We start from the raw sequence: 19,997 nt of genomic DNA, 5'->3' as shown, positions 1-19,997 counted from the left end.
TCCTGTCGATTCGCTAACGCGATTACTTGCGGATCGGCTTGCGCGGGCCCTTACGGGTACGTGCGTTGGTCTTGGTGCGCTGACCGCGAACCGGCAGACCACGACGATGACGCAGGCCGCGATAGCAACCCAGGTCCATCAAGCGCTTGATTTTCATGTTGACTTCGCGACGCAGGTCGCCTTCAACGATGAACTTGCCGACTTCGCCACGCAGCAGTTCGACCTGCTCGTCGGAAAGATCCTTGATCTTTGCTGCCGGATTCACACCGGTAGCAGCGCAGATTTCCTGCGCACGGGTGCGACCAACACCGTAGATGTAGGTCAGCGAGATAACAGTGTGCTTGTTATCCGGAATGTTGACGCCTGCAATACGGGCCATTCAGTGAAACTCCAATTGACAGCTACCTACGCCCCGGAAGCCAAGAAAAGGGCGCGAGATATTAACGCTGTAATAACAAATATTCAACCCGGCAGCGCACTAGCTGCCGGGTTCTCACGCTTTACACAATCAGCCTTGGCGCTGCTTGTGACGCGGTTCTGCGCTGCAGATCACGCGCACGACACCGTCGCGACGAATGACCTTGCAGTTGCGGCACAGCTTTTTAACCGATGCACGAACTTTCATCACCAACTCCTAGAACCTTACGAGCAACCTCAGCGGAGCATGCCGCTGCCGTAGCCCTTCAGGTTGGCTTTCTTCATCAGGGAATCGTACTGGTGCGACATGAGGTGCGATTGCACTTGGGACATGAAGTCCATGACAACCACAACCACGATCAGCAACGAGGTCCCACCGAGGTAGAACGGCACATTCGCTGCAACCACGAGAAACTGCGGCAACAGGCATACAGCCGTCATGTACAGGGCGCCGAACATGGTCAAGCGAGTCAGCACGCCATCGATATAACGGGCCGACTGCTCACCAGGACGAATCCCGGGAATAAACGCACCGGACTTCTTCAGATTCTCAGCAACATCCTTCGGGTTGAACATCAACGCCGTATAGAAGAAGCAGAAGAATATGATGCCAGCACTGAACAGCAGGATATTCAACGGCTGCCCTGGGGCAATCGCCTGCGAGATGTCAGCCAACCAGCCCATGCTCTCGGATTGACCGAACCACTGACCAAGCGAGGCAGGGAACAACAGGATGCTGCTAGCGAAGATGGCCGGGATAACCCCCGCCATGTTCACCTTCAACGGCAAATGGCTGGTCTGCGCAGCGAAAACCTTACGACCTTGCTGCCGCTTGGCGTAGTGCACGGCGATACGCCGCTGGCCACGCTCGATGAAGACCACGAAACCGATGATTGCAACAGCCAGGAGGCCAACAGCAAGCAGCGCAATGATGTTGATGTCGCCCTGACGAGCAGACTCGAAGGACTGGCCAAGCGCGCCCGGCAACCCCGCGACGATACCAGCGAAGATCAGCATCGAGATGCCGTTACCAACGCCTCGCTCGGTGATCTGCTCACCCAGCCACATCATGAACATCGCACCAGACACGAAGGTTGTGATGGCGACGAAGTAGAAGCCGAAATCGTTGCTGAACGCGACACCCTGACCGGCCAGACCGACGGACATGCCGACGGCCTGAACAATCGCGAGCACCAGCGTGCCGTAACGGGTGTACTGGCTGATCTTGCGACGCCCGGCCTCACCTTCTTTCTTCAACTGCTCCAGCTGCGGACTGACAGCGGTCATGAGCTGCATGATGATCGAGGCCGAAATGTACGGCATGATCCCCAATGCAAAGATGCTCATGCGCTCCAGCGCGCCGCCGGAAAACATGTTGAACAAGCTAAGGATGGTCCCCTCGTTCTGACGGAATAGTTCGGCCAGTCGATCGGGATTGATCCCGGGAACAGGGATGTGTGCGCCAATCCGGTAGACGATGATCGCCATGAACAGAAAGCGCAGACGAGCCCATAGTTCGGACAGACCACCATTACTCAGCGCGGAGAGAGCACCTTGCTTAGCCATTTATTCCTCGAACTTGCCGCCAGCTGCTTCGATAGCCGCACGCGCACCCTTGGTGGCTGCGATACCCTTGAGCGTCACCGCACGACCAACCTCGCCGGACAGCATGATTTTCACGCGCTGTACGTTCTGGTTGATGACGTTGGCGTCTTTCAGGCTCTGCACGGTAACGACATCACCCTCGACCTTTGCCAACTCGGAAGTACGCACTTCCGCGCGATCCATAGCCTTCAGCGAGACGAAGCCGAACTTCGGCAGACGGCGGTGCAACGGCTGCTGACCACCCTCGAAACCGGGAGCAATCTTGCCACCGGAACGGGAAGTCTGACCCTTGTGACCACGGCCACCGGTCTTACCGAGACCGCTACCGATACCACGACCGGGACGCAGCTTTTCGCGACGGGCACCCGGCGCGGAACGCAGATCGTTCAATTGCATGATTAGCCCTCCACACGGAGAAGGTAGTAGGCCTTGTTGATCATGCCACGGTTCTCAGGGGTATCCTGAACCTCAACGGTATGACCAATGCGACGCAGGCCCAAGCCCTTGACGCACGCCTTGTGATTGGCCAGACGGCCGTTCACGCTTTTGACCAGCGTGACTTTGACAGTAGCGTTAGCCATGGTTAGAGAATCTCCTCGACGCTCTTGCCACGCTTGGCTGCCACGGATTCGGGCGACTGCATGGCCTTCAGGCCCTTGAAGGTGGCATGCACAACGTTCACCGGATTGGTGGAGCCGTAGCACTTGGCCAGAACGTTCTGAACACCAGCAACTTCCAGCAGCGCACGCATGGCGCCACCGGCAATCACACCAGTACCTTCGGAGGCTGGCTGCATGTATACCTTGGAAGCACCATGCGCAGCCTTCGTTGGGTACTGCAGGGTAGTGCCATTCAGGTCGACCTGGATCATATTGCGGCGAGCCGCCTCCATGGCCTTCTGGATGGCAGCCGGCACTTCGCGGGACTTGCCACGACCGAAGCCAACACGACCCTTTCCGTCACCAACGACAGTCAGAGCGGTGAAGGTGAAGATACGGCCACCCTTTACGGTTTTTGCGACGCGGTTAACTTGAACCAGCTTCTCGATGTAGCCTTCGTCGCGCTTTTGCTCGTTATTTGCCATAACTTAGAACTCCAGCCCGCCTTCACGAGCAGCATCGGCCAGTGCCTTGACACGACCGTGGTACTTGAAGCCAGAACGGTCGAATGCAACCTGCGTTACACCAGCGGCTTTTGCACGCTCGGCAACCAGCTCGCCAACTTTCTTGGCCGCGTCGACATTGCCAGTGGCGCCATCACGCAATGCTTTGTCCAAGGTAGAGGCGCTGGCCAGAACCTTGCTGCCGTCGGCCGAAATGACCTGGGCGTAGATGTGCTGCGAAGAGCGATAGACGCACAGACGCACGGCTTCGAGCTCGTGCATTTTCAGGCGTGCTTTGCGAGCGCGACGCAGTCGAGTAACTTTTTTGTCGGTCATTTGCTATGCCCTACTTCTTCTTGGCTTCTTTACGACGGACAACCTCATCCGCGTAACGAACGCCCTTGCCCTTATAAGGTTCAGGGCGACGGAAATCGCGAATCTCCGCGGCGACCTGACCAACCAGTTGCTTGTCGACACCCTTGATCAGGATTTCGGTCTGGTTCGGGGTTTCGGCGACCACACCTTCCGGCAACGCATAGTCGATCGGATGGGAGAAACCGAGCGCGAGGTTCAGCACCTGACCCTTGGCTTGCGCCTTGTAACCCACACCAACCAGCTGAAGCTTACGCTCGAAGCCCTGGCTGACGCCGATCACCATGTTGTTGACCAGCGCACGAGTGGTACCAGCCATAGCGCGAGTCTGCTGATCACCATTACGACCGGCAAAGCGCAGCTCGCCGGATTCCTGGATCACTTCCACAGACGGATGAACATTCAGTTCGAGAGCGCCTTTTGCGCCCTTCACCGAAAGCTGCTGACCGGACATCTTGATTTCGACGCCAGCGGGCAGCTTGACGGGGTTCTTAGCAACGCGAGACATGCTTATCCCCCCTTAGAACACAGTGCAAAGCACTTCGCCGCCAACACCAGCAGCGCGAGCAGCACGATCAGTCATCACACCCTTGTTGGTGGAGACGATCGACACACCCAGGCCACCGCGTACTTTCGGCAACTGGTCAACGGACTTGTACTGGCGCAGGCCAGGACGACTTACGCGCTTGAGTTCTTCGATGACCGGACGACCTTCGAAGTACTTCAGCTCGATGGACAGCTGCGGCTTGGCATCACCGCTGACCTGGTATCCCGCGATATAGCCTTCACCCTGAAGAACATTGGCTACAGCCACCTTCAGCGTGGAAGACGGCATGCTTACGACGGACTTCTCGGCCATCTGGGCATTACGGATACGAGTTAGCATGTCCGCTAACGGGTCCTGCATACTCATGGGCTCTTAGCTCCTAAAACAAAAAAATAAGCCTTGACGGCTCGTGTCGCCAATGGACAAACCCGGCAAAGTGCGAGGCTCAGGCGAGCCGGACATTCTAGAGAGTCGCCATAAGCGAATCAAGCCCCACAGGGGGCTTGATCGAAAAACAAACAGGACCCGAAGGTCCTGTTGTTTTGTTACCAGCTGGCCTTGACCAGGCCCGGCACGTCACCGCGCATCGCGGCCTGACGCAGCATGTTGCGCGCGAGACCGAACTTGCGATAGACGCCGTGCGGACGACCAGTCAGACGGCAACGGTTGCGCAGGCGCGAAGCGCTGGCGTCACGAGGCTGCTTCTGCAGTGCGACCTGAGCTTCCCAGCGCGCTTCCGGAGAGGACTCCGGGTTAGCGATGATTGCCTTCAGTGCCGCACGCTTCTGGGCGAACTTGGCGACCGTTTGCTGACGCTTCAGCTCACGGTTCTTCATGCTTTGCTTAGCCATGTGCCTACTCCAATCAGTTACGGAACGGGAAGTTGAAGGCACGCAGCAAAGCGCGACCTTCTTCATCCGTCCGGGCAGTGGTGGTCAGAGTGATGTCCAGACCACGCAGGGCATCGATCTTGTCGTAATCGATCTCCGGGAAGATGATCTGCTCTTTCACGCCCATGCTGTAGTTGCCACGTCCATCAAAGGACTTGGCGTTCAGGCCGCGGAAATCACGTACGCGCGGCAGGGAAATGGAGAGCAGACGATCCAGGAACTCGTACATACGCTCACGACGCAGCGTCACCTTGACACCGATCGGCCAGCCTTCGCGGACCTTGAAGCCAGCGATGGACTTGCGAGCATGAGTGACCACGACCTTCTGGCCGGTAATCTTTTCCAGGTCAGCGACAGCGTTGTCGATGATCTTCTTGTCACCGATCGCCTCGCCAATACCCATGTTGAGGGTGATCTTGGTAATGCGCGGAACTTCCATCACGTTCTTAAGCTGAAGCTCTTCCTTCAGCTTGGGCGCGATTTCCTTCCGATAAACTTCTTTTAGTCGTGCCATGGTTATCTACCTAGCAGTCTCAAGCGTCAACCGGCTTCTGGGTCGACTTGAAGACACGAATTTTCTTGCCTTCTTCAACCTTGAAGCCAACACGGTCTGCCTTGTTGGTTTCGCCGTTGAAAATGGCGACGTTAGAGACGTGCAAAGGCGCCTCTTTCTCGACGATACCGCCCTGAACGCCGGACATCGGGTTCGGCTTGGTATGGCGCTTGACGAGGTTGATCCCACCGACGACCAGACGGTCGTCAGCGAGCACCTTGAGCACCTTACCGCGCTTGCCCTTGTCTTTGCCGGCGATGACGATGATCTCGTCGTTGCGACGAATCTTTTGCATGCGGCTACTCCTTACAGCACTTCAGGGGCGAGCGAGACGATCTTCATGAACTTCTCTGTACGAAGCTCACGCGTCACCGGCCCAAAGATACGGGTGCCGATAGGCTCTTGCTTGTTGTTCAACAGAACAGCAGCGTTGCCATCGAAGCGGATGATAGAACCATCGGGACGACGGACACCATGGCGGGTACGAACCACAACAGCGGTCATAACCTGGCCTTTCTTGACCTTGCCACGAGGAATCGCTTCCTTGACGGTAACCTTGATAATGTCGCCGATGCCGGCGTAACGGCGGTGCGAACCGCCGAGCACCTTGATACACATGACGCGACGAGCGCCACTGTTATCAGCCACATCGAGCATGGATTGAGTCTGAATCATATAATTTCTCCGACCCCTAGCCCTTAGACTTCGACGGCACGTTCAACGACGTCAACCAGCATCCAGGTCTTGGTCTTGGCCAGCGGACGAGTCTCGCGGATGGTGACCTTGTCGCCGATACGGCACTGGTTGGTTTCGTCGTGGGCGTGCAGTTTGGTCGAACGCTTCACGTATTTGCCGTAGATCGGGTGCTTCACGCGACGCTCGATCAGTACGGTGATGGTCTTGTCCATCTTGTCGCTGACGACGCGGCCGGTCAGCGTGCGGACGGTTTTCTGAGCTTCAGCCATGATCACTTACCTGCCTGCTGGTTGAGCACAGTCTTGACACGAGCGATGTCGCGCTTGACTTGCGAGAGCAGGTGAGACTGCCCCAACTGGCCAGTCGCTTTCTGCATACGCAGATTGAACTGGTCCCGCAGCAGCTCGAGCAGTTGCTCGTTCAGCTGCTCAACGGATTTTTCACGAAGTTCATTCGCTTTCATCACATCACCGTCCGCTTAACAAAGGAGGTGGCGAGCGGCAGCTTTGCAGCGGCCAGGGCGAAAGCCTCACGCGCCAGCTCTTCGGAAACACCCTCGATCTCGTAAAGCACCTTGCCCGGCTGAATCTGGGCTACCCAGTACTCGACGCTACCCTTACCTTTACCCATACGAACTTCGAGGGGCTTCTTGGTAACGGGCTTGTCGGGGAACACGCGGATCCAGATCTTACCGCCACGCTTGACGTGACGAGTCAGCGCACGACGTGCAGCCTCGATCTGACGCGCGGTCAGACGACCACGAGAAACAGACTTCAGCGCGAACTCGCCGAAGCTGACCTTGCTACCGCGCTGAGCCAGACCACGGTTGTGGCCGGTCATCTGCTTGCGGAATTTTGTACGCTTGGGTTGCAACATTTGGCGTACCCCTTACTTAGCAGCTTTTTTACGAGGAGCAGGCGCTTGAGGCTTGAGCTCTTCATGGCGACCACCAATCACTTCGCCTTTGAAGATCCACACCTTGACACCAATCACACCGTAGGTGGTGTGCGCTTCGTAAGTGTTGTAATCGATATCGGCACGCAGGGTGTGCAGCGGCACACGACCTTCGCGATACCACTCGGTACGGGCAATTTCAGCCCCACCCAGACGACCACTGACCTGGATCTTGATGCCCTTGGCACCAATGCGCATGGCGTTCTGTACGGCGCGCTTCATGGCGCGACGGAACATCACGCGACGCTCCAGCTGCTGAGCTACGCTCTGTGCAACCAGCATTGCGTCGAGCTCCGGCTTGCGGATCTCTTCGATATTGATGTGCACCGGCACACCCATTTGCTTGGTCAGGTCCTGACGCAGCTTCTCAACATCTTCACCTTTCTTGCCGATCACGATGCCGGGACGAGCGGTGTGGATGGTGATGCGTGCGGTTTGAGCCGGGCGATGGATATCGATACGGCTTACGGACGCGCTTTTTAGTTTGTCTTGGAGGTACTCACGCACGTTCAGATCTGCAAGCAGATAGTCTGCATACGTGCGGCCGTCTGCGTACCAGACGGAGGTGTGCTCCTTGACGATTCCCAGGCGAATGCCAGTGGGATGTACTTTCTGACCCATCTGATCGACTCCGTTACTTGTCCGCAACCTTGACAGTGATATGGCAAGACCGCTTGACGATGCGATCAGCGCGGCCCTTGGCACGCGGCATGATGCGCTTAAGCGAACGCCCCTCGTTGACGAAGACGGTGGAGACTTTCAGATCATCCACATCGGCGCCTTCGTTGTGCTCGGCGTTGGCAACGGCCGACTCCAGCACTTTCTTCATGATCTCGGCGGCTTTCTTGCTACTGAAAGCCAGGAGGTTGAGCGCGTCGCCCACCTTCTTCCCGCGGATCTGGTCGGCGACCAGGCGGGCTTTCTGGGCGGAGATGCGAGCGCCCGACAACTTAGCGGCTACTTCCATCTTTCCTTACCCCTTAGCGCTTGCCTTTCTTGTCCGCGACGTGCCCGCGATAAGTGCGGGTAGCAGCGAACTCGCCGAGTTTGTGGCCGACCATGTCTTCGGACACAAGGACCGGGACATGTTGACGACCGTTATGTACAGCGATGGTCAGACCGACCATTTGCGGCAGGATCATCGAACGGCGCGACCAGGTCTTGACTGGCTTGCGATCGTTCTTTTCCACCGCCGCTTCGACCTTCTTCAGTAGGTGAAGATCGATAAAAGGACCTTTTTTCAGAGAACGCGGCACTGTCGTATCCCTCTAGTTACTTGCGACGACGGACGATCATGTTATCGGTGCGCTTGTTAGTGCGGGTCTTCGCGCCCTTAGTCGGGAAGCCCCATGGCGACACCGGATGACGACCACCGGAGGTACGACCTTCACCACCACCGTGCGGGTGATCGACAGGGTTCATCGCGACACCACGAACGGTCGGACGAATACCCTTCCAGCGCTTGGCACCAGCTTTACCCAGCGAACGCAGGCTATGCTCGGAGTTCGAGACCTCGCCCAGGGTCGCACGGCACTCGGCCAGCACTTTGCGCATCTCGCCAGAACGCAGACGCAGCGTCACGTAGGAACCCTCGCGAGCGACCAGCTGAGCCGAAGCACCAGCTGAACGAGCGATCTGAGCGCCCTTGCCCGGCTTGAGCTCGACACCGTGAACGGTAGAACCCAGCGGGATGTTACGCAGCGGCAGGCTGTTACCAGCCTTGATCGGAGCATTGATGCCCGAGACCAGCTGATCGCCGGCGCTCACGCCTTTCGGCGCGATGATGTAGCGACGCTCACCGTCGGCATACTTCAGCAGCGCGATGTGCGCAGTACGGTTCGGATCGTATTCGATGCGCTCGACGATGGCCGGAATGCCATCCTTGTTGCGACGAAAATCGACCAGACGATAGTGCTGCTTATGACCACCACCAATGTGGCGGGTGGTGATACGACCGTTGTTGTTACGGCCGCCAGACTTCGACTTCTTCTCGAGCAGCGGTGCGTACGGAGCGCCTTTGTGCAGCTCCTGATTGACCACCTTGACCACAAAACGGCGGCCCGCGGAAGTCGGTTTGCATTTAACGATTGCCATGATGCACCCCTTCCTTACTCAGCACTGCCGGAGAAATCGAGATCCTGGCCTGGCTGAAGAGCGATGTACGCCTTCTTCCAGTCGTTGCGCTTGCCCAGACCGCGAGCGGTGCGCTTGGTCTTACCCTGTACATTCAGGGTGTTGACCGCGGCAACCTTCACGTCGAACAGGCTCTCAACAGCCTTCTTGATTTCCAGCTTGGTTGCGTCGGTCGCAACCTTGAAAACGAATTGCTTCTTGCTGTCAGCCAGCACGGTAGCCTTCTCAGAGACGTGCGGACCAAGCAGGACTTTGAATACGCGTTCCTGGTTCATCCCAGCAGCTCCTCGAATTTCTTCACAGCCGACACGGTGATCAACACCTTGTCATAGGCGATCAGGCTGACCGGATCGGAACCCTGAACGTCACGTACGTCGACATGCGGCAGATTGCGCGCAGCGAGGTACAGGTTCTGATCGACAGCATCGGAAACGATCAGCACGTCGCTCAGACCCATGCCATTGAGCTTGCTAGCAAGCGCCTTGGTCTTCGGGGCCTCGACGGCGAAATCTTCTACGACAACCAGACGCTCGGAGCGGACAAGCTCAGCAAGGATGGAACGCAGTGCAGCGCGATACATCTTCTTGTTCAGCTTCTGCTCGTGGTTCTGAGGTCGAGCAGCGAAAGTCACACCACCGCCACGCCAGATCGGACCACGAGTGGTACCGGCGCGCGCGCGACCGGTGCCCTTCTGGCGCCACGGACGCTTGCCACCACCGGACACGTCGGAGCGGGTTTTCTGCTGCTTGCTACCCTGACGACCGCCAGCCATGTAGGCGACGACAGCCTGATGCACCAGCGTCTCGTTGAACTCACCACCAAAGGTGCGATCGGAGACTTCGATGGCCTGTGCGCCATTTACATTCAATTGCATGTGAACTCCCCCTTAACCGCGAGCCTTGGCGGCCGGACGCACGAACACGTCACCACCGGTGGCGCCGGGCACTGCGCCCTTAACCAACAGCAGGTTACGCTCGGCATCGACGCGCACGATTTCCAGAGACTGCACGGTTACGCGCTCGGCGCCCATGTGCCCGGACATCTTCTTGCCCTTGAATACACGACCTGGAGTCTGGCACTGACCGATAGAGCCCGGGACGCGGTGGGATACGGAGTTACCGTGGGTATTGTCCTGACCACGGAAGTTCCAGCGCTTGATGGTACCGGCAAAGCCTTTACCCTTGGACTGACCGGTGACATCCACCAGCTGCCCTGCCTGGAAAATCTCGGCATTGATCTGATCACCAACCTGGAACTCCTCGCCATCTAGGCGGAATTCCCAGACGCCACGACCAGCAGCAACGTTCGCCTTGGCGAAGTGACCGGCCTGAGCCTTGGTGACACGGGACGCGCGACGCTCACCGACAGTGACCTGCACTGCACGATAGCCATCGCTCTCTTCATTTTTGAACTGAGTGACGCGATTCGGCTCGATCTCGATGACCGTAACCGGAATAGAGACACCATCCTCGGTGAAAACGCGGGTCATGCCGCATTTACGACCGACTACACCAATAGTCATTTTGAAACCTCTTGAGTGTACGGGGCTTTCACCCGCTATGGCCGCCCATTTCAGAGCGTTACACGACTAAAACTCTCAGGTCTTAGCCGAGGCTGATCTGCACTTCCACACCAGCCGCAAGATCGAGCTTCATCAGCGCATCGACGGTTTTGTCGGTCGGCTGAACGATGTCCAGCACACGCTTGTGGGTTCGGATTTCATACTGATCGCGCGCGTCTTTATTGACGTGCGGAGAAACCAGCACAGTGAACCGCTCTTTGCGGGTTGGCAGCGGAATCGGACCACGCACCTGAGCACCAGTACGTTTCGCGGTTTCCACGATTTCCTGGGTTGATTGATCGATCAGGCGATGGTCAAAAGCCTTCAACCGAATACGGATTTGTTGGTTTTGCATTTTGACCTCAGACTCCAAGTAGCCACCCTACCAGGCGCAATACCCCCGGTAAAAGGAGGCGCAATTGTACGGATGCGCCCATAGGGTGTCAATAAATGATCAATAATAGAAAAGGGCCCCCGAGGGAGCCCTTTTCATCATCGTCAAATATTACTCGACGATCTTGGCAACCACGCCGGCACCAACGGTACGACCACCTTCGCGAATTGCGAAGCGCAGGCCGTCTTCCATGGCGATCGGCTTGATCAGGGTAACAACCATTTTCACGTTGTCGCCCGGCATCACCATCTCAACGCCTTCCGGCAGTTCGCACGAACCGGTCACGTCAGTGGTACGGAAGTAGAACTGCGGACGATAGCCCTTGAAGAACGGGGTGTGACGACCACCTTCTTCCTTGGACAGCACGTACACTTCAGCTTCGAACTTGGTGTGCGGCTTGATGGTGCCCGGCTTGGCCAGTACCTGACCACGCTCGACGTCATCACGCTTGGTGCCACGCAGCAGCACGCCGCAGTTCTCGCCAGCACGACCTTCGTCCAGCAGCTTGCGGAACATTTCCACGCCGGTACAGGTGGTCTTGGTGGTCGGACGCAGACCGACGATCTCGATCTCTTCCTGGACCTTGACGATACCGCGCTCAACACGACCAGTTACAACGGTACCGCGACCGGAGATCGAGAACACGTCTTCGATCGGCATCAGGAACGGCTTGTCGATCGCGCGAACCGGCTCAGGGATGTAGGTATCCAGAGTCTCGACCAGCTTCTTGACCGCAGTGGTGCCCAGCTCGTTGTCGTCTTCACCGTTCAGCGCCATCAGCGCAGAACCGATGATGATCGGAGTGTCGTCACCCGGGAAGTCGTAGGTGGACAGCAGGTCGCGAACTTCCATCTCGACCAGCTCGAGCAGCTCGGCGTCGTCGACCATGTCAGCCTTGTTCAGGAACACGACGATGTACGGAACACCTACCTGACGGGACAGCAGGATGTGCTCGCGGGTCTGCGGCATGGGGCCGTCAGCAGCCGAGCAAACCAGGATCGCACCGTCCATCTGAGCAGCACCGGTGATCATGTTCTTCACATAGTCAGCGTGGCCCGGGCAGTCAACGTGCGCGTAGTGACGGACATTGGAGTCGTACTCTACGTGAGCGGTGTTGATGGTGATACCGCGAGCCTTCTCTTCCGGCGCGCTATCGATCTTGTCGAAGTCGACACGAGCGGAGCCGAAAACCTCGGAGCACACGCGAGTCAGAGCAGCAGTCAGAGTGGTCTTGCCATGGTCGACGTGACCAATGGTGCCGACGTTGACGTGCGGTTTGTTACGTTCGAATTTTTCCTTAGCCACGACAGTAAACCTCTTACTTAAAGGGCTGAATCAACCTTGTTTTTTAACGAGCGTTTCGACGATGTTCGCCGGAGCCTCAGCGTATTTGGAGAATTCCATGGAGTAGCTCGCGCGACCCTGAGACATGGAACGAACGTCGGTCGCATAACCGAACATCTCTCCGAGCGGAACCTCGGCACGGATAACCTTGCCGGAGACCGAGTCTTCCATACCCTGGATCAGACCACGACGACGGTTCAGGTCACCCATCACATCGCCCATGTAGTCTTCAGGGGTCACCACCTCGACCTTCATGATCGGCTCGAGCACCTTGCCGCCACCCTTCTGGGCCAGCTGCTTGGTAGCCATGGAAGCCGCCACCTTGAACGCCATCTCGTTAGAGTCGACGTCATGGTAGGAACCATCGAACACGGTCGCCTTCAGGCCGATCAGCGGATAACCGGCGACTACGCCGTTCTTCATCTGCTCTTCGATACCCTTCTGGATCGCCGGGATGTATTCCTTCGGAACCACACCACCAACGACTTCGTTGGTGAACACCAGACCTTCGGTGATGTTGCCCTTGTCATCCACGTCCGGAGTCGAGAAGCGAATCCAGCAGTGACCGAACTGACCGCGACCACCGGACTGACGAACGAACTTGCCTTCGATCTCGACATTGTCCTTGGTGATGGTTTCGCGGTAGGAAACCTGCGGCTTGCCGATGTTGGCCTCGACGTTGAACTCGCGCTTCATGCGGTCAACGAGGATGTCCAGGTGCAGCTCGCCCATACCGGAGATGATGGTCTGGCCGGTTTCCTCATCGGTCTTGACGCGGAACGACGGGTCTTCCTGGGCCAGCTTGCCCAGCGCGATACCCATCTTCTCCTGGTCAGCCTTGGTCTTCGGCTCGACGGCAACCGAAATAACCGGCTCCGGGAAGTCCATGCGCTCGAGGATGATCGGCTTCTCGATCGAGCAGAGGGTGTCACCGGTGGTGACGTCCTTCATACCAATCAGAGCGGCGATGTCACCAGCGCGGCATTCCTTGATCTCTTCACGCTGGTTGGCGTGCATCTGCACCATCCGACCTACGCGCTCCTTCTTACCCTTGACCGAGTTCATTACCGAGTCGCCAGAGGCGAGAACACCGGAATAAACGCGGGTAAAGGTCAGCGTACCAACGAACGGGTCGGTCGCGATCTTGAAGGCCAGCGCAGAGAACGGCTCGTCATCACTTGCATGACGCTCGTCAACCTGCTCCTCGTTATCCGGGTTGACACCCTGGATAGCCGGAATCTCGGTCGGCGCAGGCAGGAACTCGATCACGGCATCGAGAACCAGCGGCACACCCTTGTTCTTGAAGGAGGAACCGCAGACTGCAGGAACAATTTCGCAGGCGATGGTGCGCTGACGCAGACCGGCCTTGATCTCGTCGACGGACAGTTCGCCCTCTTCGAGATACTTGTTCATCAGCTCTTCGTTGGCCTCGGCCGCCGCCTCGACCATGTTGGAGCGATACTCTTCAGCCATGGCCTGCAGCTCCGCAGGAATCTCTTCCTCGCGGTAGGTCGTTCCCTTGTCGTCATCGTTCCAGTAGATGGCCTTCATCTTGATCAGATCGATCTGACCTTCGAAGTTCTCTTCGGAACCGATAGCAAGCTGAACCGGCACCGGGGTGTGACCCAGACGCTGCTTGATCTGACCGACGACGCGCAGGAAGTTGGCGCCCTGACGGTCCATCTTGTTGACGTAGACGATACGCGGAACGCCGTACTTGTTGGCCTGACGCCATACGGTTTCGGACTGCGGCTCGACACCGGAGGTACCGCAGAACACGACGACAGCACCGTCGAGAACACGCAGGGAGCGCTCCACTTCGATGGTGAAGTCAACGTGGCCGGGGGTATCGATGACGTTCACGCGATAGTTGTCGTACTGACCGCGCGAACCCTGCCAGAAGGTCGTCACAGCTGCAGAGGTGATGGTGATACCACGCTCCTGCTCCTGCACCATCCAGTCGGTGGTCGCCGCACCGTCATGCACTTCACCCATCTTGTGGCTGAGGCCGGTGTAAAACAGAATCCGCTCCGTGGTGGTAGTCTTGCCCGCGTCGACGTGAGCACAGATACCGATGTTACGGTAACGGTTGATAGGGGTAGTACGGGCCACAATAAGGTCCTCGTAAAAGTTGCGCTTGATTTAGAAGCGATAGTGCGAGAAGGCCTTGTTGGCTTCAGCCATACGGTGCACGTCTTCGCGCTTCTTGACCGCAGCGCCTTTACCTTCAAAAGCATCCAGCAGCTCGCCAGCAAGGCGCAGCGCCATGGATTTTTCGCCACGCTTGCGCGCAGCATCTACCAGCCAGCGCATGGCCAGCGCGTTACGACGGGAAGGACGAACTTCGACCGGAACCTGGTAGGTAGCACCGCCTACACGGCGGGACTTGACTTCGACCAGCGGAGCGATGGCATCGAGTGCTTTTTCGAAGACTTCCAGGGGATCGCTGTTCTTGCGCTCCTTCACCTTGTCCAAGGCACCATAAACGATACGCTCGGCAACGGCCTTCTTGCCGCTCTCCATTACGTGGTTCATGAACTTGGCCAGGATCAGACTTCCGTATTTCGGATCGTCCAGGATCTCGCGCTTGGCTGCTACACGACGTCTTGGCATTGATAAGCCCTCAAACGGTCTTCAGGTTAGCTCGGAACGGTAACGCTCAGGTTACGCCCGACCTTACTCTTATCGACTCAGATAAATAGAAATACTGCTTACTTCGGACGCTTGGCGCCGTACTTGGAACGACCCTGCTTACGGTCCTTCACGCCGGAGGTATCCAGCGAACCGCGCACGGTGTGGTAACGCACACCCGGAAGGTCCTTTACACGACCGCCACGGATCAGCACTACGCTGTGCTCTTGCAGGTTATGACCCTCACCACCGATATAGGAGGCGACTTCATAGCCATTGGTCAGACGAACACGGCACACCTTACGCAGTGCGGAGTTCGGTTTCTTCGGCGTGGTGGTGTACACACGGGTGCACACGCCACGACGCTGCGGGCAGTTTTGCAGCGCAGGGACGTCGCTCTTCTCGACGACCCGCTTGCGCGGCTGACGTACCAGCTGGTTGATAGTTGCCATCTACTAGCTCCACTGTTGTCTTTCGACACAAACGAAAATGGCAGGGCACGAAGCCCCGCCAATTTAGGGGTACGAGAGTCTAAAGAGCTTCTCGCCCACCGTCAAGGCAGGCCCCGGCTTGCGACCGGGGCCTGGCACTCTCAATTGCCGCTGGAGTTCAGCGCTTCAGTCAGCGCCGCTTCGACTTCATCGGCACTCACGCGAACCGGCTTCTCGGCATCACGCTTGCGCTTGCGCTCGCTGTGATAGGCCAGACCGGTACCGGCCGGAATCAGACGACCCACGACCACGTTTTCCTTCAGCCCGCGCAGGTAGTCGCGCTTGCCGGTGACGGCGGCCTCGGTCAGCACGCGGGTGGTCTCCTGGAAGGAGGCCGCGGAAATGAACGACTCCGTCGACAGCGAGGCTTTGGTGATACCCAGCAGGACGCGCACGTACTTGGCGACGAACTTGTCCTCTTCGCTCAGGCGCTCGTTTTCTTCCAGCACCTGGGTCAGCTCCATCTGGTCACCCTTGATGAAGCTGGAATCTCCCGACTCGGTGATCTCGACCTTGCGCAGCATCTGCCGCAGGATCGTCTCGATGTGCTTGTCGTTGATCTTCACGCCCTGCAGGCGGTAGACGTCCTGGATCTCGTTGACGATGTAGCGTGCCAGCGCACTGACGCCCAGCAGACGCAGGATGTCGTGCGGGTTGCTCGGACCGTCGGAGATTACTTCACCCTTGTTCACCTGTTCGCCTTCGAAGACGTTGAGGTGACGCCACTTCGGAATCAGCTCCTCGTACGGATCACTGCCGTCGGTCGGAGTGATGACCAGACGACGCTTGCCCTTGGTTTCCTTGCCGAAGGAAATCGTACCGCTGATTTCCGCCAGGATGGACGGCTCCTTCGGACGACGCGCTTCGAACAGGTCGGCAACGCGCGGCAGACCACCGGTAATGTCGCGGGTTTTCGAGGTTTCCTGCGGGATACGTGCGATGACGTCACCCACGTTGATCTCGGCACCGTCAGCCACACCGACCAGCGCGTTAGCCGGCAGGAAGTACTGAGCCGGTACGTCGGTACCCGGCAGCAGCAGTTCCTTGCCACTGGCATCGACCATCTTGATGGCCGGACGAATGTCCTTGCCAGAGGCCGGACGATCCTTCGGATCCATCACCTCGATGTTGGTCAGACCGGTCAGCTCGTCGGTCTGGCGCTTGATGGTGATATTCTCCTCCATACCGACGAAGGTCACGATACCCTTCATCTCGGTCACGATCGGGTGAGTGTGCGGATCCCATTTGGCAACCACGGCGCCAGCATCGACCTTGTCGCCTTCCTTCACGGAAATCACAGCACCGTACGGCAGCTTGTAACGCTCGCGCTCACGACCGAAGTCGTCCGCCACAGCCAGCTCACCGGAACGGGACACCGCTACCAGCGCGCCGTCGGCACGCTCTACGTGCTTCAGGTTGTGCAGGCGGATGGTACCGCCATTCTTCACCAGTACGTTGTCGACGGCCGAGGTACGGCTCGCCGCACCACCGATGTGGAAGGTACGCATGGTCAGTTGGGTGCCCGGCTCACCGATCGACTGCGCGGCGATGACACCGACAGCCTCACCGATGTTGACCTGATGCCCGCGGGCCAGATCGCGCCCGTAGCACTTGGCGCAGATGCCGTAACGGGTTTCACACGAGATAGGCGAACGCACGATCACTTCGTCGATGCTGTTCAGCTCGATGAAGTCGACCCACTGCTCGTCAATCAACGTACCCGCCGGGACCAGCACGTCATCAGTGCCCGGCTTGAGCACGTCACGTGCAATCACACGACCCAGTACGCGCTCACCGAGCGGCTCGACCACATCGCCACCTTCGATGTGCGGAGTCATGTGCAGCCCCTGCTCGGTGCCGCAATCGATCTCGGTAACTACCAGATCCTGCGCGACGTCGACCAGACGACGCGTCAGGTAACCGGAGTTCGCGGTTTTCAGTGCGGTATCCGCCAGACCCTTACGAGCACCGTGCGTGGAGATGAAGTACTGCAGTACGTTCAGACCCTCACGGAAGTTCGCGGTGATCGGCGTCTCGATGATGGAGCCGTCCGGCTTGGCCATCAGACCGCGCATACCGGCGAGCTGACGGATCTGGGCCGCGGAGCCCCGCGCACCCGAGTCGGCCATCATGTACATCGAGTTGAACGAATCCTGCTCGGCTTCGTTGCCTTCACGGTCGATGACCTTCTCTTTCGAGAGGTTGGCCATCATCGCCTTGGACACTTCGTCGTTGGCCTTGGACCAGAGGTCGATCACCTTGTTGTACTTCTCGCCCTGGGTAACCAGGCCGGAGGCGTACTGCGATTCGATTTCCTTCACTTCTTCGGTCGCCGCATCGATGATGCGCGCCTTCTCGTCCGGGATGACGAAATCGTTCACGCCGATCGAAACACCGGAGATGGTCGAGTAGGCGAAACCGGTATACATCAGCTGGTCGGCAAAGATGACGGTGTCCTTCAGACCAACGGTGCGGTAGCACAGGTTGATCAGCTTGGAGATCGCCTTCTTCTTCATCGGCTGGTTGACGACGTCGAACGACATGCCTTCCGGTACGATCTGGAACAGCAGCGCGCGGCCGACGGTGGTGTCGACGATGCGGGTGTTCTTGGTGATGCTGCCGTCGCGATCCTTGATGGTCTCGTTGATACGCACCTTGACCCGGGCGTGCAGCGAGGCCTCGCCGGCGCGGAACACGCGGTCGACTTCCTGCAGGTCGGCGAACACACGACCTTCGCCCTTGGCATTGATGGCTTCACGGGTCATGTAGTACAGACCCAGAACCACGTCCTGCGACGGAACGATGATCGGCTCGCCGTTGGCTGGCGAGAGGATGTTGTTGGTCGACATCATCAGCGCGCGCGCTTCCAACTGGGCTTCCAGCGTCAGCGGCACGTGCACGGCCATCTGGTCACCGTCGAAGTCGGCGTTGTACGCGGCACAGACCAGCGGGTGCAGCTGGATCGCCTTGCCTTCGATCAGTACCGGCTCGAACGCCTGGATACCCAGACGGTGCAGCGTCGGCGCGCGGTTGAGCAGCACGGGATGCTCGCGAATCACTTCGGCGAGAACGTCCCAGACTTCCGGCAGCTCGCGCTCGACCATCTTCTTGGCCGCCTTGATGGTGGTGGCCATGCCGCGCATTTCCAGCTTGCCGAAGATGAACGGCTTGAACAGCTCGAGGGCCATCTTCTTCGGCAGACCGCACTGGTGCAGACGCAGGGTCGGGCCTACGGTGATCACGGAACGACCGGAGTAGTCCACGCGCTTGCCGAGCAGGTTCTGACGGAAACGGCCCTGCTTACCCTTGATCATGTCGGCCAGGGACTTCAGCGGGCGCTTGTTCGAACCGGTGATGGCGCGGCCGCGGCGGCCGTTGTCCAGCAGCGCATCGACCGCTTCCTGCAGCATGCGCTTTTCGTTGCGCACGATGATGTCCGGCGCCGACAGGTCGAGCAGGCGCTTCAGACGGTTGTTGCGGTTGATCACGCGGCGATAAAGATCATTCAGATCCGAAGTCGCGAAACGACCGCCATCCAGCGGGACCAGCGGACGCAGATCCGGCGGCAGCACCGGCAGCACGGTCAGGATCATCCACTCCGGCAGGTTGCCCGAGCCATGGAAAGCCTCCATCAGCTTCAGACGCTTGGAGAGCTTCTTGATCTTGGTTTCCGAGTTGGTCTGCGGAATTTCTTCGCGCAGACGGCCGATCTCGTGCTCCAGGTCGATCTGGATCAGCAGCTCGCGCACAGCTTCGGCGCCCATGCGGGCATCGAAGTCGTCACCGAACTCTTCCAGCGCCTCGAAGTACTGCTCGTCGTTCAGCAGCTGGCCTTTTTCCAGGGTGGTCATGCCCGGATCGATCACCACGTAGCTCTCGAAATAGAGCACGCGCTCGATATCACGCAGGGTCATGTCCAGCAGCAGGCCGATACGGGACGGCAGCGACTTCAGGAACCAGATGTGGGCGACCGGCGAAGCCAGCTCGATGTGCGCCATGCGTTCGCGACGGACCTTGGCCAGCGCGACTTCCACACCACACTTCTCGCAGATCACGCCACGGTGCTTGAGGCGCTTGTACTTGCCGCACAGGCACTCGTAGTCCTTGACCGGGCCAAAGATCTTGGCGCAGAAAAGGCCGTCGCGCTCAGGTTTGAACGTACGGTAGTTGATGGTCTCCGGCTTCTTCACTTCACCGAAGGACCACGAACGGATCATCTCGGGCGACGCCAGGGCAATCTTGATGGCATCGAACTCTTCGATTTGACCCTGGTTTTTCAACAGATTCAGCAAGTCTTTCAAGGCCTT

29 protein-coding genes are annotated in these 19,997 nt (G+C 58.3%); all 29 read right to left on the bottom strand.

Features of this window, described 5'->3' with window-relative positions; genetic code table 11:
• Positions 1-22 precede the first annotated feature (22 nt).
• Positions 23-379 (bottom strand): 30S ribosomal protein S13, encoded by a 357-nt coding sequence (gene rpsM, locus OUY36_RS03825; protein WP_003289190.1) that lies wholly within the window; start codon positions 377-379, stop codon positions 23-25.
• Positions 380-508: 129 nt separating this feature from the next.
• Positions 509-625: a 50S ribosomal protein L36 gene (gene rpmJ / locus OUY36_RS03820; RefSeq protein WP_043217073.1), complete on the bottom strand. Its 117-nt coding sequence runs from the start codon at positions 623-625 to the stop codon at positions 509-511.
• A gap of 29 nt (positions 626-654) precedes the next feature.
• Entirely contained in the window at positions 655-1,983 is a 1,329-nt protein-coding gene (gene secY / locus OUY36_RS03815; RefSeq protein WP_063544065.1) for a preprotein translocase subunit SecY, read from the bottom strand.
• Complete coding sequence (gene rplO / locus OUY36_RS03810) at positions 1,984-2,418, bottom strand: 50S ribosomal protein L15 (protein WP_003293041.1); 435 nt, start codon at positions 2,416-2,418, stop codon at positions 1,984-1,986.
• A gap of 2 nt (positions 2,419-2,420) precedes the next feature.
• Positions 2,421-2,603, bottom strand: coding sequence for a 50S ribosomal protein L30 (gene rpmD / locus OUY36_RS03805; RefSeq protein WP_003289195.1), 183 nt, complete (start codon positions 2,601-2,603; stop codon positions 2,421-2,423).
• Between the two features lie 2 nt (positions 2,604-2,605).
• A complete protein-coding gene (rpsE, locus tag OUY36_RS03800; RefSeq protein WP_003293040.1) occupies positions 2,606-3,106 on the bottom strand; it encodes a 30S ribosomal protein S5 in 501 nt (166 codons plus the stop codon).
• 3 nt (positions 3,107-3,109) lie between these two features.
• Complete coding sequence (rplR, locus tag OUY36_RS03795; protein WP_003293038.1) at positions 3,110-3,460, bottom strand: 50S ribosomal protein L18; 351 nt, start codon at positions 3,458-3,460, stop codon at positions 3,110-3,112.
• Positions 3,461-3,470: 10 nt separating this feature from the next.
• A complete protein-coding gene (gene rplF, locus OUY36_RS03790; RefSeq protein WP_063544063.1) occupies positions 3,471-4,004 on the bottom strand; it encodes a 50S ribosomal protein L6 in 534 nt (177 codons plus the stop codon).
• Positions 4,005-4,016: 12 nt separating this feature from the next.
• A complete protein-coding gene (gene rpsH / locus OUY36_RS03785) occupies positions 4,017-4,409 on the bottom strand; it encodes a 30S ribosomal protein S8 (protein WP_003293036.1) in 393 nt (130 codons plus the stop codon).
• Positions 4,410-4,588: 179 nt separating this feature from the next.
• A complete protein-coding gene (gene rpsN / locus OUY36_RS03780) occupies positions 4,589-4,894 on the bottom strand; it encodes a 30S ribosomal protein S14 (protein WP_063544061.1) in 306 nt (101 codons plus the stop codon).
• Between the two features lie 13 nt (positions 4,895-4,907).
• On the bottom strand, positions 4,908-5,447 hold the full coding sequence (gene rplE / locus OUY36_RS03775; protein WP_102840420.1) for a 50S ribosomal protein L5: 540 nt from the start codon (positions 5,445-5,447) through the stop codon (positions 4,908-4,910).
• Positions 5,448-5,466: 19 nt separating this feature from the next.
• Entirely contained in the window at positions 5,467-5,781 is a 315-nt protein-coding gene (rplX, locus tag OUY36_RS03770; RefSeq protein WP_003304067.1) for a 50S ribosomal protein L24, read from the bottom strand.
• Between the two features lie 11 nt (positions 5,782-5,792).
• Positions 5,793-6,161, bottom strand: a complete 369-nt coding sequence (gene rplN / locus OUY36_RS03765; protein ID WP_003281831.1) for a 50S ribosomal protein L14 — start codon at positions 6,159-6,161, stop codon at positions 5,793-5,795.
• Between the two features lie 23 nt (positions 6,162-6,184).
• Entirely contained in the window at positions 6,185-6,451 is a 267-nt protein-coding gene (gene rpsQ / locus OUY36_RS03760) for a 30S ribosomal protein S17 (protein WP_003281832.1), read from the bottom strand.
• A 2-nt stretch (positions 6,452-6,453) separates the two neighbouring features.
• The gene (gene rpmC, locus OUY36_RS03755; RefSeq protein WP_003281834.1) at positions 6,454-6,645 is read right to left on the bottom strand and encodes a 50S ribosomal protein L29; all 192 of its coding nucleotides are present in this window, start codon (positions 6,643-6,645) and stop codon (positions 6,454-6,456) included.
• On the bottom strand, positions 6,645-7,058 hold the full coding sequence (gene rplP, locus OUY36_RS03750; protein WP_003281836.1) for a 50S ribosomal protein L16: 414 nt from the start codon (positions 7,056-7,058) through the stop codon (positions 6,645-6,647). Before rplP ends, rpmC begins: the two co-directional genes overlap by 1 nt.
• 12 nt (positions 7,059-7,070) lie before the next feature.
• Positions 7,071-7,757, bottom strand: coding sequence for a 30S ribosomal protein S3 (gene rpsC / locus OUY36_RS03745; protein WP_003289210.1), 687 nt, complete (start codon positions 7,755-7,757; stop codon positions 7,071-7,073).
• A gap of 13 nt (positions 7,758-7,770) precedes the next feature.
• Positions 7,771-8,103 carry a 50S ribosomal protein L22 gene (rplV, locus tag OUY36_RS03740; protein ID WP_003304070.1) on the bottom strand — a complete coding sequence of 111 codons (333 nt, stop codon included), beginning with the start codon at positions 8,101-8,103 and terminating at the stop codon, positions 7,771-7,773.
• Positions 8,104-8,116: 13 nt separating this feature from the next.
• Positions 8,117-8,392: a 30S ribosomal protein S19 gene (gene rpsS / locus OUY36_RS03735; protein ID WP_003293029.1), complete on the bottom strand. Its 276-nt coding sequence runs from the start codon at positions 8,390-8,392 to the stop codon at positions 8,117-8,119.
• A 16-nt stretch (positions 8,393-8,408) separates the two neighbouring features.
• Positions 8,409-9,230: a 50S ribosomal protein L2 gene (gene rplB / locus OUY36_RS03730; protein WP_063544057.1), complete on the bottom strand. Its 822-nt coding sequence runs from the start codon at positions 9,228-9,230 to the stop codon at positions 8,409-8,411.
• Between the two features lie 14 nt (positions 9,231-9,244).
• Positions 9,245-9,544 carry a 50S ribosomal protein L23 gene (gene rplW / locus OUY36_RS03725; protein WP_003281842.1) on the bottom strand — a complete coding sequence of 100 codons (300 nt, stop codon included), beginning with the start codon at positions 9,542-9,544 and terminating at the stop codon, positions 9,245-9,247.
• The gene (gene rplD, locus OUY36_RS03720; protein WP_049326038.1) at positions 9,541-10,143 is read right to left on the bottom strand and encodes a 50S ribosomal protein L4; all 603 of its coding nucleotides are present in this window, start codon (positions 10,141-10,143) and stop codon (positions 9,541-9,543) included. The genes rplW and rplD overlap by 4 nt, the downstream gene beginning before the upstream one ends.
• A gap of 12 nt (positions 10,144-10,155) precedes the next feature.
• A complete protein-coding gene (rplC, locus tag OUY36_RS03715; protein WP_063544055.1) occupies positions 10,156-10,791 on the bottom strand; it encodes a 50S ribosomal protein L3 in 636 nt (211 codons plus the stop codon).
• A gap of 82 nt (positions 10,792-10,873) precedes the next feature.
• Positions 10,874-11,185 (bottom strand): 30S ribosomal protein S10, encoded by a 312-nt coding sequence (gene rpsJ / locus OUY36_RS03710; protein ID WP_003186070.1) that lies wholly within the window; start codon positions 11,183-11,185, stop codon positions 10,874-10,876.
• Between the two features lie 150 nt (positions 11,186-11,335).
• Positions 11,336-12,529 carry an elongation factor Tu gene (gene tuf / locus OUY36_RS03705; RefSeq protein WP_063544037.1) on the bottom strand — a complete coding sequence of 398 codons (1,194 nt, stop codon included), beginning with the start codon at positions 12,527-12,529 and terminating at the stop codon, positions 11,336-11,338.
• 30 nt (positions 12,530-12,559) lie between these two features.
• The gene (gene fusA, locus OUY36_RS03700) at positions 12,560-14,680 is read right to left on the bottom strand and encodes an elongation factor G (RefSeq protein ID WP_063544051.1); all 2,121 of its coding nucleotides are present in this window, start codon (positions 14,678-14,680) and stop codon (positions 12,560-12,562) included.
• A 30-nt stretch (positions 14,681-14,710) separates the two neighbouring features.
• Positions 14,711-15,181: a 30S ribosomal protein S7 gene (gene rpsG / locus OUY36_RS03695; RefSeq protein WP_041110229.1), complete on the bottom strand. Its 471-nt coding sequence runs from the start codon at positions 15,179-15,181 to the stop codon at positions 14,711-14,713.
• Between the two features lie 98 nt (positions 15,182-15,279).
• The gene (gene rpsL / locus OUY36_RS03690; RefSeq protein WP_003280832.1) at positions 15,280-15,651 is read right to left on the bottom strand and encodes a 30S ribosomal protein S12; all 372 of its coding nucleotides are present in this window, start codon (positions 15,649-15,651) and stop codon (positions 15,280-15,282) included.
• A gap of 140 nt (positions 15,652-15,791) precedes the next feature.
• Positions 15,792-19,991, bottom strand: a complete 4,200-nt coding sequence (gene rpoC / locus OUY36_RS03685; RefSeq protein WP_102840419.1) for a DNA-directed RNA polymerase subunit beta' — start codon at positions 19,989-19,991, stop codon at positions 15,792-15,794.
• Positions 19,992-19,997: the final 6 nt, after the last annotated feature.

The organism is Stutzerimonas sp. R40042 (genome assembly GCF_026642215.1).
Classification (GTDB): Bacteria; Pseudomonadota; Gammaproteobacteria; order Pseudomonadales; family Pseudomonadaceae; genus Stutzerimonas; species Stutzerimonas frequens.
Note: the sequence above shows the minus strand (reverse complement) of the source record. Positions and strands in the feature narration are given on the sequence as shown.